Source organism: Agromyces ramosus, assembly GCF_004216665.1.
Classification (GTDB): domain Bacteria; phylum Actinomycetota; class Actinomycetes; order Actinomycetales; family Microbacteriaceae; genus Agromyces; species Agromyces ramosus.
On record NZ_SGWY01000003.1, the window covers coordinates 682,635 to 696,979 of the forward strand.

The window sequence follows — 14,345 nt, forward strand, 5'->3', positions numbered from 1 at the left end:
GCTCCTTCCGCGGATGCCGGGACGCGTCCCCCGCATCCCCCTACTTGACGTTGGCGCCCGCGTCAACGGGCAGGGCGACGCCGGTGACGTAGCGGGCCTCGTCGGAGGCGAGCCACAGCACCGCGTTCGAGATGTCCACGGCGTCCACCCACGGGATGGGCAGGGCGTTGATGCCCTGTGCCGCCTCCTTGAAGTCGTCGGCGGTGGGGTGCTCGATGTCGGGACGGAACAGCTTGAACGTGGCCTCGTTGTTCACCATCGGCGTGTCGACCACCGTCGGGTGCACGGAGTTCACGCGGATCATGTCGGGCGCGAGTTCGAGCGCGAGCGTGCGCATGAGGCCGACCACGCCGTGCTTCGCGGCGACGTAGTGCGCGATGTTCGGGAACGCGAACAGGCCGGCATCCGAGCTCGTGAGGATCATCGACCCGCCCCGGCCGCCGGCCCTGATGTGCGGGATGGCGGCCTTGCAGGTGCGCCACACGCCCGAGAGGTTGATCTCCTGCATGTTGACCCACTCGTCGTCGGGGATGTCCTCCGCACGGTTGAACGACCCGGCGATCCCGGCATTGGCCGAGACGATGTCGAGCCGCCCGAGCTCCGCGACGCCCGCGTCGACGGCGGACTTCACCTGGTCGAAGTCGCGCACGTCGGCCTTCCGGGCGACGATCCGCCGGTCGAGCGCCTCGACCTGCCGGACGGTCTCCGCGAGATCCTCCTCGGTGGCCGGCGGGTAGTTGTTCTCCGGCAGGCCCTCGCAGAGGTCGATGGCGATGATGTCGGCGCCCTCCTGTGCGAGCCGGATCGCATGACTGCGTCCCTGTCCACGAGCGGCGCCCGTGATGAACGCGACCTTCCCCTCGACACGTCCCATTGCCTTCTCCTTTCGTCGACGGATGCCGCTGCTGCGGCATCCGCTCAGTACTGGGTGTTGCCCGCGTCGACCGTCATGGCCATCGCGGTGACGTAGCGCGCCTCCTCGGATGCCAGGAACAGCACCGCGTTCGACTGGTCGCGCGGCTCGGTCACGTCGATCGGCAGCGAGTCGGTGAGCATCCCGGCGAGCCGCTCGTTGCCGGCGAGCAGTCGCGGGTACTCGCCGCCCATCTCGCCCATGGCGGTGTCGACGCCGGTCGGATGCAGCGAGTTGACCCGGATGCGGTGCTTCGCGAGCTCGTGCGCGAACGCCTTGGCGAGCCCGGTGACGCCGAACTTCGATGCGACGTACGGGGTGAGGAACGGCAGGCCCTTCAATCCGGCCGCCGAGCTCGTGAGGATGATCGAGCCGCCGCCCGCCGCGATGAGGTGCGGGGCGGTGAGCTGCACCGTGTTCCAGATGCCCGTGAGGTTGATCGAGATCGTCTCGTCCCAGACCTCGGGGGTCACCTCGTCCCATGGGGCGAGGATGCAGATGCCCGCGTTCCCGACGACGATGTCGAGGTGTCCGAGCTCGGCGACGCCCTCGTCGATCGCGGCCTTCATGGCGTCGCGGTCGCGCACGTCGGCCGTGCGGGCGACGATGCGCCGGTCGAGCGCCTCCACCTGCCGCACGGTCTCCTGGAGGTCGTCCTCCGTCGCGTGCGAGTACTGCAGTCCGGGCACCGGCCCGCACAGGTCGACCGCGATGATGTCGGCGCCCTCCTCCGCGAGCCGGAGCGCGTGGCTCCTGCCCTGGCCGCGCGCCGCTCCCGTGATGAAGGCGACCTTGCCTTCCACTCGTCCCGCCATGTTCGTTCTCCCCTTCGGTTCAGCGCTTGTTGAGGAAGCCCGCGTCCACGGGCAGGGTCACGCCGGTCACGTACCGCGCGGCATCCGACACGAGCCAGAGGATCGCGTTCGACAGGTCGACGGCCTCGATCATGTCGACGGGCAGCGCGTTCGCCATCGCCTGGCCGAGCTGCGGGTCGGACTGCAGGAACTCCTGCATCACGTCGTTGACGACCATCGGCGTGTTCACGCCCGTGGGGTGGATCGTGTTGACGCGGATGGAGTGCTCCGCCAGTTGATTCGCATAGCTGCGCATGAGGCCGACCACGCCGTGCTTGGCCGCGGTGTACCCGAGGCCGCCGGGCGTGCTCCCGCCGATGCCGGCGAGGCCCGCGGTCGAGCTCGTGAGCACGATCGCCCCTCCCCGGCCGCCCTCGATCATCGAGGGCTTCGCGACCTCGACGGTGTGGTAGACCCCGGTCAGGTTCACGTCGATGACGTCCTGCCACTCCTCGGGCACCGGGTTCATCGACAGCGGGGCGATGCCCGCGTTCGCCAGCACGATATCCACCCGGCCGAGCTCGGCCACGCCCGCGTCGAATGCGGCCTGCAGGGCATCGCGATCGCGCACGTCGGCTTCGACGGCGTGGATGCGGCGGTCCAGCTCCTCGACCGAGCGCACGGTCTCGGCGAGGTCGTCGGGGGTGGCCATCGGATACGCCACCGTGTCGATCTGCGCGCAGAGGTCGACGGCGATGATGTCGGCGCCCTCCTGGGCCAGGCGGATCGCATGGGACCTGCCCTGTCCGCGTGCGGCGCCCGTGATGAATGCGACCTTGCCTTCGAGTTGACCGGCCATGGGGACTCCTTCCTCGGTGTGCTGCGGGTGGCGGTCGGGCTACTTGACGGGGTTCTGGTTGACCCCGGGGATCAGCAGGTGTCCGGCGTCGACTGGCAGGGTGACCCCGGTGACGGCCGAGGCGAGTTCGGAATTGAGGTACAGCGCGGCGTCGGCGATCCGCTGCGGGTCCATGAACCCGACGCCCTTGAGCGCGTGGAAGTGGTAACCGGCCTCGAGCATGTCCTCCTCGGTGCCCTCGCCGGCCGGCTTGCCGCTCATCATGTCCCAGGCGCCCTGCCAGCTGGTCATGGGCGTGAGGATGGCGCCGGGATGCACGCTGTTGACCCGGATGCCGTGCGGCGCGTACTCCAGCGCGAGCGTCTTCATGATGCCCACCACGCCGAACTTCGCGGCGCAGTAGTGCACGTAGTTCGCACCGGGCTCGAGCCCGTTGATGGACGAGGTCATGACGATCGAGCCGCCACCCTGCTCCATCATGTGCGGGAGCACGGCCTTCGCCGACTTCCAGACGCCGGTGAGGTTGACCGCGATCATGTCGTCCCACTGCTCGTCGGTGAGCTCGTGGGCGGGCGCCAGCGAGAAGATGCCGGCGTTGGCGATGAGGATGTCGATCTTCCCGAGCTCCGCGATCCCCTTCGCGACGGCGGCGTCGAGGTCGGCCTGCGTGCGCACGTCGCCGACCGCCGCGACGATGCGACGGTCGAGGGCCTCGACCTGCCTGACGGTCTCGTCGATGTCGGACTGCTGGGCCATCGGGTACTGGACGGTCCCGATCTGGTCGAGCGTGTCCATGATGACCACGTCGGCTCCCTCTCGTGCGCAGGTCACGGCGTGCGCCCGACCCTGCCCGCGAGAACCGCCGGTGATGAAGGCGACCTTGCCATCGAGCATGCCCATGGGGCTCTCCTCTCGTTTCGGGCACGCCGCAGGAACCGCGCAGCGGCACGCGACGGCCGTCGGCCGCATCATCGCGGTCGCGTCGGCGAGTCGGGTCTCACGCGAGGTCGGAGCGGGTGCCTCCCTGGTGGCGCCGGTCGGCGCCGGGTTCGGATGATGCGAGGTCGGATGCCGCGGGCGCCGTGAAGCCCGCGAGCGGGTCCTCGGCGCAGGCGCTCACCGGCGGCGCGGCGAGATCCTCGCGCCGGGTGAGCGTCAACCGCACCGGGCCGATGCCGCTCCTCGGACGCGGTGGGGAGGTGCGGTGCGAGTGGTCGCCGGCGTGCTTCGGGATGCTCGTCGTCTCGGCGCGCTGGGCGAGCAGCTGCTCGCCGTAGCCCTGCACGCACTCGGGGTCGGGCCCGTCGAGCGGGAGCCCGGTGAAGAACTTCGCGGCCATGCATCCGCCCTTGCACGTGTCGAAGAACCGGCACGAGCTGCACGCCCCGCCCGACTGCGGCGAGCGCAGCTCGGCGAAGAGCGCCGAGTCGCGCCACACGGTGCGGAAGCCGCCCTCGCCGCGGACGTTGCCGGCGAGGAACTCGTCGTGGATGGCGAACGGGCAGGCGTACACGTCGCCGATCGGGTCGATGAGGCACACGACGCGTCCGGCGCCGCACAGGTTCAATCCGGGAAGCGCCTGGCCGTAGGCCGAGAGGTGGAAGAAGGAGTCCCCAGTGAGCACGTCGTCCCCGTGGGCGACGAGCCAGTCGTAGAGCTCGCGCTGCTGCTCGCGGGTGGGGTGGAGCTCGTCCCACACGTCGGCGCCTCGGCCCGAAGGGCGGAGCCGGGTGAGCCGCAGCTGGGCGCCGTACCGGTCGGCGATCTCCTTGAACTCCTCGAGCTGGGGGATGTTCTGCCGCGTGCAGACCACCGAGAGCTTGAAGTTGCGCATCCCGGCGTCGGAGAGGTTCCGCATCGCGCGGATCGCGGTGTCGTACGACCCGGGCCCGCGCACGTGGTCGTTCACCTCGGGCGTCGCGCCGTCGAGCGAGATCTGCACGTCGACGTAGTCGTTGGCCGCCAGCCGGGTCGCGACCTCCGGCGTGATCTTCACGCCGTTCGTCGAGAACTTCACGCCGACGTGGTGTGCCGTGGCGTACTCCACGAGTTCCCAGAAGTCACTGCGAACCGTGGGCTCACCGCCGCCGATGTTCACGTAGAACACCTGCATGCGCTCGAGTTCGTCGATGACGGCCTTGCACTCCTCGGTCGACAGCTCCCGGGGATCACGCCGCCCCGAGCTCGAGAGGCAGTGCACGCACGAGAGGTTGCAGGCGTACGTGAGCTCCCACGTCAGGCAGATGGGCGCGTCGAGCCCGAGCTCGAAGTGGTCGACCAGGCGCATGGCCTTCGGCGGGGGTGCGACGTCGACGAGGGTCATGCCGCACGCTCCTCGAGCATCTTCGACTCGGCGAGGGTGCCGAGCGCGCGCAGGTACGTGGGCAGGTGCTCGGCGGCGACGCCGGCGGCCTCGCACGCCTCACGTGCGGTCGCGGCATCCGCCAGCCCCTGCACCACCGTGAGCAGCGTGCGGTCCTTCAGGAAGGACAGCTTGCGCGTGCCGAAGTGGTAGAGCAGCGCGCCGAACGGCTCGGGGCGCACGGACACCTGCGGGTGGAGCCGCCAGGCGGTGTCGGGTTCGACGGCGGTCATGGCGGATTCAGTACACGCCGCACATGCCGTCGATGGAGACCTCCTCGACGAGCGAGTCCGTCTCGATCACGTCCTCGACCTCACCCTGCGGTGCGACGAGCTCTTCACTTCGACTCATGGGATGCTCCTCATGTGCGATCGCCGCCATTGGCGATTCCTCGTGATGAAGCGATACTAATGACACCCGGTGCCGTTAGGAAGGGGGTTGTCAGGATGGTCCTTCAGGGCGATGATGCAGCAGCCCGGCCGCGGCTCGGTCGCGCCCCCTCCACGACGCACGCCGACCTGAGCCACACCGCACTGCGACTGTTCATGGAGCGCGGCTTCGACGCGACGACGGTCGACGAGATCGCCCGAGAGGCCGGCATCGGTCGCCGGACGTTCTTCCGCTACTTCCCCTCGAAGAACGACGTGCCGTGGGGCGACTTCGACCGCCTGCTCGACGGGATGCGGGACCACCTCGCGTCGATGCCCGACGACCTGCCACTCATGGAGCAGCTGCGCCGGTCGATCCTCGAGTTCAACCGGGTGCCCGAATCCGAGGTGGAGTACCACCGCCGCCGCATGGAGCTGCTGCTGCACGTGCCGACACTGCTCGCGCACTCGACCCTCCGCTACGCCTCGTGGCGGCAGGTGGTCGCCGAGCACGTCGGCCGGCGCCTGGGCCTGCCCCACGGCGACCTCATCCCGCAGACGATGGCCTGGACCTGCCTCGGCGTGTGCCTCGCCGGCTACGAGCAGTGGCTCGGCGACGCCGACGCCGACCTGCTCGAGCTCCTCGACGAGGCGTTCCGCCTCATCGACGAGCGCATCGGCACCGAGGCGATCCAGGCCCATCGCGGTTCGCACGCCTCGCGGAGCGCTCGCGGGTGACCCGCACGACGGTGGTCGTCGGCGCCGGTGCGGCCGGTGCGGCGCTCGCCGCGCGACTGAGCGAGGATCCCCGCCGCACCGTGCGCCTGCTCGAGGCCGGACCGGTGCCGAGAACGCCCGCGGAGTTCCCGCCCGAGCTGCTCGACGGCTCCACCGTGCAGGGCGCGATGCCGGGGCATCCGGCGAACTGGTCGTACCTCGGGCATCTCACCCCCGACCTGCAGTACACGATCGCACGCGGCCGCATCGTCGGCGGGTCGTCGACCATCAACGGCGGCTACTTCGTGCGGGCGCGGCCCGAGGACTTCGCGCGGTGGGCGGATGCCGGTGGCGCCGACTGGGCGTACGAGCAGGTCCTTCCGACCATGCGCGACCTCGAGCACGACCTCGACCTGGGGGCCGGCGCCTTCCACGGGGCTGCGGGGCCGATGCCGGTGCGGCGCGCGGCGCAGCGCAACCCGATCGCACGGGCGTTCACGGCGGCGGCGCTCGAGCTCGGGTATCCCGCGGAGCCCGACAAGAACGCGCCGGGTCTGCCGGGTGTCGGGCCGGTGCCGCAGAACGTCGTCGACGGCGTGCGGGTGAACACGGGCCTCGCCTACCTCGAGCCCGTCCGGGATCGCCCGAATCTCGACGTCCGGGGCGGATGCCGCGTGCTGCGCGTCCTCTTCGACGGCACGCGCGCCGTCGGGGTCGAGGTCGCGGATGCCGCGGGCGGCGCGGCGTCCGCCGGCTCGGGCGCCCCGACGCGGAGCGTCGTCGAGGGGGACGAGGTCGTGCTCTGCGCGGGCGGCATCGGCACACCGCACCTGCTGCTCGTCTCGGGCGTCGGACCCCGCCGGCAACTGGACCGGCACGGGGTCGAGGTCGTGCTCGACGCCGAGGGGGTCGGCCGGTCGTTCAGCGACCATCCCGAGCTGTCCGTCGGCTGGCGGGCCCGCCGTGACGTCGTCGACCCCGGCTCGCCCGAGACCTTCACCACGGCCCTGAACTTCCGGTCGCCCGGCGGCGCTCCGGAGGGAGACCTCGAGATCATGGCGTGCGTCACGACCATGAGCCACCTGCTCACCGGATCCGCGAGCGCGGTGGCCGGTGGGGCGCGCTCGGCCCTCAGGCATCCGATCAGCACCGCCCGCGCCCTGCGCGGCGTCTCGGTGCGCCGGGTGCGCGACCAGGTGTCGCACGGCCGCGACCTCGTGCTGCTCGTGGGCCTGCAGGGCGAGGACGCGCGGGGTTCGATCACGCTCGAGTCGGTCGACCCGTTCGTGCAGCCGCGGATCGACTACCGGTACCTGTCCGACGCCCACGACCGGGAGCGCCTGCGGCTCGGCGTCCGCACGGCCGTCGCCCTGCTGCGTTCCCCGGCGTTCGCCGACCTGTTCGAGCGGCTGACCGAGCTCGACGACGCCACGCTCGACGACGACGACGCGCTCGACCGCTGGATGCTCGCGCACCTGGGCACCGCCATCCACCTGTGCGGGAGTGCGCCGATGGGCCGTGAGGACGACCCGCATGCGGTGGCGGACGGGCACGGGCGCGTCCGCGGCATCCGGGGGCTGCGCATCGCCGACACGTCGATCCTCCCCGACGCGCCCTCGCGCGGCCCGGCAGCGACCGCCGTGCTGATCGGCGAGCTCGTCGCGCGCTGGATGGCGCGGGGTGACTGACGCACTCGGGTGGTTGTCGGTCCTGCCGACGCGCCCGCCGGCGACCCCGACCGACACGCGCACCGCGGCCCTCGCCGCCCTCCGCGAGCTCGTCGGGCGCCCCGACGCCGCGTTCCACGACGGGCAGTTCGAGGCCATCGAGGCACTCGTCGACGGCCGACGCCGGGCGCTCGTCCTCGGCGTCGAGTACAACACGCGACTGCTCGCGGCGATCGCCGAGCACGTGGCGCCCGCCATCGGCTGGGAACCGGCGCGCTGAGACTGCGGCATCATCATGCCCCCGGGCCGGTCGCAGCCCGCGCGGGCACCCGTCGGGATGCCGTCAGGCGGCGAGGCGGTGCTCGTACTCGACGCCCCGCCTGATGCGCCGAGACAGGCGGTGCGACGGTCGCTCGATCGCCAGCCAGAACCCGACGGCGACGACGATGCTCAGGGGAAGGGCGACGAACACCACCATGGCTGGGCTCGGCACCACGGCCGCGACGGCCATGACGAGCGGCTCGTGCACGAGGTAGAGGCTGAACGAGATCAAGCCGAGGAAGCCGAACACGCGACCCGACAGCACATCGCTGAGGAGCGGGGCGTTGGCGGCGCCGATGATGAGCAGGCAGATGCCAACGAGGATCAGGGGGAGGGTCACCGCCGGGGCGAGATCGGCGGGCAGGACCTTCCGCAGGGTCCAGAACGAGGTGACCAACAGCACCGCGACGGCGAGCGCCGGCACCCAGGACACGGCGGCCCGCCGCCTGGGCATACTGGCGAGCCGGTCGGAGAGCGCGTCCCAGACCGAGGCCAGGGCGACGCCGATCCCGAACATCGGCAGGTACTTCAGCGATGCGACGTTCGCGTACGCCCCGAGGGTGGCGAGTGCGAAGAAGATCCCGAGCTGGAGCGCCACGTGGAGGCGTCTCGACGCGTAGATGTACAGGGGGAGCAGGGCTGAGAAGACGACCTCCCACTGCAACGACCACAGCGGCGTGATCCGGATCGACGTCCCGCCGACGAGCGTGAGGTCGGCGAGGATCGCCGGGAGGTCGTAATCGCCGGGCCGGTGCCGCGCCCACAGGCTGTCGTCCGGGCGGGCGTCGGGAGTGAGGGCCATCACCACTGCGCCGAGGGCCACCGCACCGAACACCGGGAGGTAGAGGCGGGCGAACCGGGACGGGAAGTACGAGGACCACTGGAAGGAGCCCGAGCGGAGGCTGAAGGCCAGCACGAGCCCCGAGAGGACGAAGAAGAGGTAGACGGCCTCGGTCCCCGCCCAGAGCAGGTGCAACGGGGTGTTCACGAGCAGGCCGGCCCTCCCGCCGCCCTCGGACCCTCCGAAGTACGGTGCGGCGAGCGACGGGACGACGAGCAGCGAGTGGTGCACGAGTACCACGAGCGCGGCGATGCCCCGCAATCCGTCGAGTGCCTTCAGGCGCAAAGCAGTGATCCGTCCCGGTCGTTGGAATGTCGAACCGAGCGTCGTCGAACATCGGCTGAGTGACGATATCAAACTCACCCGGGAGTCTCGCGATCTGCGCGAGACCCCCTGCCGACAGTCCGCCGGTCTCGCACGGGCAACTACCATCGTCATGATGAGTTCTCAGCAGCCCGGTCGCGCAGGATCATGGGCGACGGCCATCGCGTCGGTGCTCTCGGTCATCACCCTGACGGCCTGCGCCACCGACGCACCGGCGGCCCCGCCCGCACCGTCGACGGCCGCATCGACGCACGCGCCCGCCGCGAGACCGACGACGGAGCCCCCGACGGACGCGGAGCTCCTGGCGGGTCTCCCGCCCGAGCCGCGCGTGCTCATCGTCGGCGACTCGTTCACCGAGGGCTACGGTGCGAGCGGTCCGAGCGCGGCATGGGCCGCCGTCGCCGCGGAATCGCTCCAGTGGCGGGCGACGATCGACGGAGTCGGCGGAACCGGGTTCACGAAAGACGTCGCGACCGATGGGCGACAGGGCCTCGACTATCGCCGTCGCCTCGAGATGCACGCCGCCGCCGGCGAGCAGTACGACCTGGTCGTCCTGCAGGGCGGACTCAACGACTGGCAGGCGACCCGGGCGGCTGAGGTCGCGAACGTGCGAGCCTCCGTCGCAGCGTCCCGACGCGCCTGGCCCGACGCTCCGGTCATCGTCTTCGGCCCGTCGTCTCCGCCCGCGACCGTGGACGCGCAGCGGTACGCGAGCGCGATCGCATCGACGGGTCGGGCCGCGGGCGCGATCGTGGTCGACCCCGTCGGCACGCGCGCGTGGATCAACGAGGCGAACGCGGCACGCTTCGACGTCGGCGACGGGCTCCACCTGAACGACGCCGGGTACCTGTTCCTCGCCGCACGATTCGTGGCCGAGATCGACGCCCTGGAGGACTGAGATGTCGGCCGCATCGGCGAGAGTGGACCCATGACCCCTCCCGTCGTCGCGACCGATGCGACCCGCACGCAGGCCCTCGCCGCGCTCCGCGAACTCGTGGGCCGCTCCGACGCCGAGTTCCACGACGGGCAGTTCGAGGCCATCGAGGCGCTCGTCGACGGCCGACGCCGGGCGCTCGTCGTACAGCGCACCGGGTGGGGCAAGTCCGCGGTGTACTTCATCGCGACCCTGCTGCTCCGCCGCCGGGGAGCCGGCCCGACCGTGCTCGTGTCCCCGTTGCTCGCGCTCATGCGCGACCAGATCGCCGCCGCCGAGCGGGCGGGCGTGCGAGCCGTGGCGATCAACTCCACGAACCCGCACGAGTGGGGCGACGTGCTCGCGCGGCTCGACCGCGACGAGGTCGACGTGCTGCTCGTCTCACCCGAGCGGCTCAACAACCCGTCCTTCCGCGAGCAGCAGCTGCCGGCGCTCGTGCGCCGCATCGGCCTGCTCGTCGTCGACGAGGCGCACTGCATCAGCGACTGGGGCCACGACTTCCGTCCCGACTACCGCAGGCTCCGCGACCTCATCGCGCAGATCCCGGCCGACGTGCCGGTGCTGGCCACCACCGCCACGGCGAACAGCCGGGTGGTGGCGGATGTCGCGGAGCAGCTCGGCGGCACCGAGGTGCTCACGATCCGCGGACCGCTCGCCCGCGCGTCGCTGCGGCTCGGCGTGCTGCGCCTCCCCGACGCCATCACCCGTCTCGCCTGGCTGCTCAGCCACCTCGACGACCTGCCGGGTTCTGGCATCATCTACACGCTCACGGTCGCGGCAGCGGTCGACACCGCGCGACTGCTGCGGGAGCGCGGCCATGACGTCCGCGCCTACACCGGCCAGACCGACCCCGACGAGCGCGAGGAGTCCGAGGCGCTGCTGAAGCGCAACGGGGTGAAGGCGCTCGTGGCCACGAGCGCCCTCGGCATGGGGTTCGACAAGCCCGACCTCGGGTTCGTCGTGCACCTCGGTGCGCCGTCGTCGCCCGTCGCCTACTACCAGCAGGTCGGCCGCGCGGGCCGCGCGAGCGAGAGCGCCGACGTGCTCCTGCTCCCCGGCAACGAGGACCCGGCGATCTGGCACTACTTCGCCACCGCGTCGATGCCCGACGAGGAGCGCGCGCGGCGCGTGATCGAGGAGTTGTCGGATGCCCCGGTGTCGACGCCCGCGCTCGAGGCGCGCGTCGACATCCGCCGCACGCCGCTCGAGCTGCTGCTCAAGGTGCTCGACGTCGACGGTGCGGTGCGGCGCGTGCAGGGCGGCTGGGTCGCCACCGGGGCGCCGTGGGCGTACGACGCCGAGCGCTACGGACGCATCGCAGCCGAGCGCGAGGCCGAGCAGCGGCACATGGTCGACTACGAGCAGACCGACGGATGCCGCATGGAGTTCCTCCAGCGCTCGCTCGACGACGAGACGGCGACGCCGTGCGGTCGCTGCGACAACTGCGCCGGTGCCTGGTACCCGCGAGACCTCGCCGCGGGCGCGTCCGACTCGGCGGCAGGCGCCCTCGACCGCGTGGGCGTGCCGATCGAGCCCCGGCGCGCCTGGCCGACCGGGGCCGATCGGCTCGGCATTCCGGTGAAGGGCCGCATCGCACCCGGCGAGCAGGCCGACGAGGGACGCGCGCTCGCTCGGCTCACCGACCTCGGCTGGGGCACCACGTTGCGCGAGCTGTTCGCCGCCAGCGCGCCCGACGCACCGGTGACGCCGCAGGTGCTCGCGGCGTGCGTGCGCGTGCTCGCCGACTGGGGCTGGCGCGAGCGGCCGGTGGCGGTCGTCGCGATGCCGTCGCGCTCCCGCCCGCTGCTCGTCGACTCGCTCGCCCGCGGCATCGCGGAGGTCGGGCGGCTCCCCTACCTCGGCGCGCTCGCCCCGGCCGGCGGCGGCCCGAGCGGGCAGCCCGGCGGGAACAGCGCGTTCCGGCTCGCCGGCGTGTGGGAGCGATTCAGCGCCGACGGGCTCGACGTGCCGTCGGGCGGAGTGCTCCTCGTCGACGACCAGGCCGACAGCCGCTGGACCCTCACGGTCGCCGCCCGCACCCTCCGAGGCGCGGGCGCGACCGAGGTGCTGCCGTTCGTGCTCGCCCTTCGGGGCTGACGACGGTCACGACGGGCGTCGCGGGATCCGCCGGAGTGCTGCGCCGCGTCCCGCCGCCCTACGCCGCGGGCTCGGGCGTCAGCTCCTTCGCCACGAGCGTCAGCACGTCGTAGGTCGCCACGAGCTCGTCGTCCTGGTTCTTCAGCACGGCGTCCCAGCGCACCTCGCCGTATTCGTCGGTCTCGCGCGGCGAGATCTGCTTCGCGGTGAGCTCGACGCGGATCGAGTCCCCCGGCGACACCGGCGTGATGAACCGAAGGTTCTCGAGGCCGTAGTTCGCGAGCACCGGCCCCGGCGCGGCGTCGACGAAGAGGCCCGCCGCCCACGAGACGAGCAGGTAGCCGTGCGCGACGCGTCCCGGGAAGAACGGGTTCGCGGCCGCGGCCTCCTCGTCCATGTGCGCATAGAACGTGTCGCCGGTGAACTCGGCGAACGTCTCGATGTCCTCGAGCGTCACCGTGCGCGACTCGGACACGACCTGGTCGCCCAGGCGCAGCTCCGCCAGCGACTTGCGGAACGGGTGCACCCCGCCCGGCTGCGACGCGGCGCCCTGGTGCCAGACGCCGGTGAGGGCGGTGAGCATCTCGGGCGAGCCCTGCACGGCGGTGCGCTGCATATGGTGCAGCACGGCCCGGATGCCGCCGAGCTCCTCGCCGCCGCCGGCGCGCCCCGGTCCGCCGTGCACGAGGTTCGGCAGGGGCGAGCCGTGCCCGGTCGAGCTGCGGGCGTCGTCACGGTCGAGGAACAGGACGCGTCCGTTGTAGGCGGCGATACCCGACGCGAGCGCCACGGCGACCTCGGGATCGTGCGTCGCGACGCTCGTTACGAGCGAGCCGCCGCCACGCGCCACGAGCGCGGTCGCCTCGTCGAGCGTGCCGTAGCCGACGATCGACGCGACGGGCCCGAACGCCTCGACCTCGTGCAGCGCGGGGCTCGCGGCATCCGCGAATCGCAGCAGCATCGGCGCGACGAACGCACCGTCGAAGGTCGCGCCGGTGGCGCCGTCGGACTGCATGACGCTCGGGACATCCGTCGAGCCGATCACCAGCTCGCCGCCGGCCGCCTGGAGCTTCGCGACCTGGCGGAGCACCTCGTCGCGCTGCTCCGTGGACGCGAGCGGACCCATGGTGACGCCCTCGGCGCGGGGATCGCCGACCACGACGCGTTCGGCGATGCGCGTGCGCACCGCGTCGACCACGGCGTCGACGGATGCCGCGGGCACGATCGCCCGGCGGATGGCCGTGCACTTCTGGCCCGCCTTGGTGGTCATCTCCACGACGAGCTGCTTGACGTACGCGTCGAACTCGGGCGTGCCCTCGATGGCGTCGGTGCCGAGCACGCTCGCATTGATCGAGTCGGTCTCGCTGGTGAAGCGCACCCCGCCGGTCTGCACGGAGTCGTGCGAGCGCAGGCGTTCCGCGGTCGACGCCGATCCCGTGAACGCCACCAGGTCGCCGAGGCGGAGGTGGTCGAACAGGTCGGGGACGCTCCCCGACACGAGCTGCAGCGAGCCCTCTGGCAGCAGTCCCGACTCGACGAGCATGCGGACGAAGGCCTCGGCGAGGTACCCCGTGGGCGTCGCGGGCTTCACCAGCGTCGGCACGCCGGCGAGGAACGCGGGGGCGAACTTCTCGAGCGAACCCCACACCGGGAAGTTGAACGCGTTGATCTGCACGGCGACCCCGGGCAGCCGGGTGTAGATATGCCGTCCGAGGAATGAACCGTCCTTCGAGAGGCTCTCGACCGCACCGTCGACGTACACCTTCGAGTTCGGCATCTCGCGCCGCCCCTTGCCCGAGTACGTGAAGAGCACGCCGATGCCGCCGTCGATGTCGACCCACGAGTCCTGCTTCGTCGCGCCGGTGCGGCTCGACAGGGCGTACAGCTCCGCCTTGCGCTCGGTGAGCGCCAGCGCCATCTGCTTCAGCAGCACCGCGCGCTGGTGGAAGGTGAGGCGCCCGAGCGAGGCCTGGCCGACCGTGCGGGCGTGCTCGAGGGCCGCGCCGAGGTCGAGTCCGTCGGTGGAGACCCGGGCGACCACCTCGCCCGTCGAGGCGTCGCGCACCTCGGTCCCGGATGCGGCGGCCGCGGCATCCGGGGTCCACCACGCGCCGTTCACGTAGCTCGGCAGGATCTCGTTCATCGTCT

At 71.7% G+C, this 14,345-nt stretch carries 14 protein-coding genes; 5 read left to right on the plus strand and 9 right to left on the minus strand.

Going from position 1 to position 14,345, the window contains the following annotated elements; translation table 11 throughout:
• Positions 1-40: 40 nt before the first annotated feature.
• The 7 genes from EV187_RS15120 to mftA form a co-directional block, all read right to left on the minus strand.
• Positions 41-874, minus strand: coding sequence for a mycofactocin-coupled SDR family oxidoreductase (locus tag EV187_RS15120; RefSeq protein ID WP_130353865.1), 834 nt, complete (start codon positions 872-874; stop codon positions 41-43).
• A gap of 44 nt (positions 875-918) precedes the next feature.
• Positions 919-1,728 carry a mycofactocin-coupled SDR family oxidoreductase gene (locus tag EV187_RS15125; RefSeq protein WP_130353866.1) on the minus strand — a complete coding sequence of 270 codons (810 nt, stop codon included), beginning with the start codon at positions 1,726-1,728 and terminating at the stop codon, positions 919-921.
• 19 nt (positions 1,729-1,747) lie between these two features.
• Positions 1,748-2,566: a mycofactocin-coupled SDR family oxidoreductase gene (locus EV187_RS15130; RefSeq protein WP_130353867.1), complete on the minus strand. Its 819-nt coding sequence runs from the start codon at positions 2,564-2,566 to the stop codon at positions 1,748-1,750.
• Between the two features lie 39 nt (positions 2,567-2,605).
• The gene (locus tag EV187_RS15135; RefSeq protein ID WP_130353868.1) at positions 2,606-3,466 is read right to left on the minus strand and encodes a mycofactocin-coupled SDR family oxidoreductase; all 861 of its coding nucleotides are present in this window, start codon (positions 3,464-3,466) and stop codon (positions 2,606-2,608) included.
• A 97-nt stretch (positions 3,467-3,563) separates the two neighbouring features.
• Positions 3,564-4,889: a mycofactocin radical SAM maturase gene (gene mftC / locus EV187_RS15140; RefSeq protein WP_242609624.1), complete on the minus strand. Its 1,326-nt coding sequence runs from the start codon at positions 4,887-4,889 to the stop codon at positions 3,564-3,566.
• Entirely contained in the window at positions 4,886-5,161 is a 276-nt protein-coding gene (mftB, locus tag EV187_RS15145) for a mycofactocin biosynthesis chaperone MftB (RefSeq protein ID WP_130353869.1), read from the minus strand. The genes mftC and mftB overlap by 4 nt, the downstream gene beginning before the upstream one ends.
• Before the next feature lie 7 nt (positions 5,162-5,168).
• Positions 5,169-5,279 carry a mycofactocin precursor MftA gene (gene mftA, locus EV187_RS15150; protein ID WP_130353870.1) on the minus strand — a complete coding sequence of 37 codons (111 nt, stop codon included), beginning with the start codon at positions 5,277-5,279 and terminating at the stop codon, positions 5,169-5,171.
• A gap of 95 nt (positions 5,280-5,374) precedes the next feature.
• Here mftA and mftR point away from each other — a divergent pair, with 95 nt between their 5' ends.
• From mftR to EV187_RS18600, 3 genes are read left to right on the plus strand one after another with little or no spacing between them, the layout of a single operon-like run.
• Entirely contained in the window at positions 5,375-6,034 is a 660-nt protein-coding gene (mftR, locus tag EV187_RS15155) for a mycofactocin system transcriptional regulator (protein WP_130353871.1), read from the plus strand.
• Positions 6,031-7,701: a mycofactocin dehydrogenase MftG gene (gene mftG / locus EV187_RS15160; RefSeq protein ID WP_130353872.1), complete on the plus strand. Its 1,671-nt coding sequence runs from the start codon at positions 6,031-6,033 to the stop codon at positions 7,699-7,701. Before mftR ends, mftG begins: the two co-directional genes overlap by 4 nt.
• On the plus strand, positions 7,694-7,960 hold the full coding sequence (locus tag EV187_RS18600; RefSeq protein WP_130353873.1) for a hypothetical protein: 267 nt from the start codon (positions 7,694-7,696) through the stop codon (positions 7,958-7,960). Before mftG ends, EV187_RS18600 begins: the two co-directional genes overlap by 8 nt.
• Before the next feature lie 63 nt (positions 7,961-8,023).
• On the opposite strand, the gene EV187_RS15170 is transcribed toward EV187_RS18600, so the two are convergent.
• Positions 8,024-9,127, minus strand: a complete 1,104-nt coding sequence (locus EV187_RS15170) for an acyltransferase family protein (RefSeq protein ID WP_165391220.1) — start codon at positions 9,125-9,127, stop codon at positions 8,024-8,026.
• A gap of 154 nt (positions 9,128-9,281) precedes the next feature.
• On the opposite strand from EV187_RS15170, the gene EV187_RS15175 reads away from it, so the two are divergent.
• Together EV187_RS15175 and EV187_RS15180 are read left to right on the plus strand one after the other, a co-directional pair.
• On the plus strand, positions 9,282-10,064 hold the full coding sequence (locus tag EV187_RS15175; protein WP_165391221.1) for an SGNH/GDSL hydrolase family protein: 783 nt from the start codon (positions 9,282-9,284) through the stop codon (positions 10,062-10,064).
• Positions 10,065-10,094: 30 nt separating this feature from the next.
• A complete protein-coding gene (locus EV187_RS15180; RefSeq protein WP_130353876.1) occupies positions 10,095-12,197 on the plus strand; it encodes a RecQ family ATP-dependent DNA helicase in 2,103 nt (700 codons plus the stop codon).
• A 58-nt stretch (positions 12,198-12,255) separates the two neighbouring features.
• Here EV187_RS15180 and paaZ read toward each other — a convergent pair whose 3' ends face one another.
• Positions 12,256-14,340 carry a phenylacetic acid degradation bifunctional protein PaaZ gene (paaZ, locus tag EV187_RS15185; RefSeq protein WP_130354105.1) on the minus strand — a complete coding sequence of 695 codons (2,085 nt, stop codon included), beginning with the start codon at positions 14,338-14,340 and terminating at the stop codon, positions 12,256-12,258.
• Between the last annotated feature and the right edge of the window lie 5 nt (positions 14,341-14,345).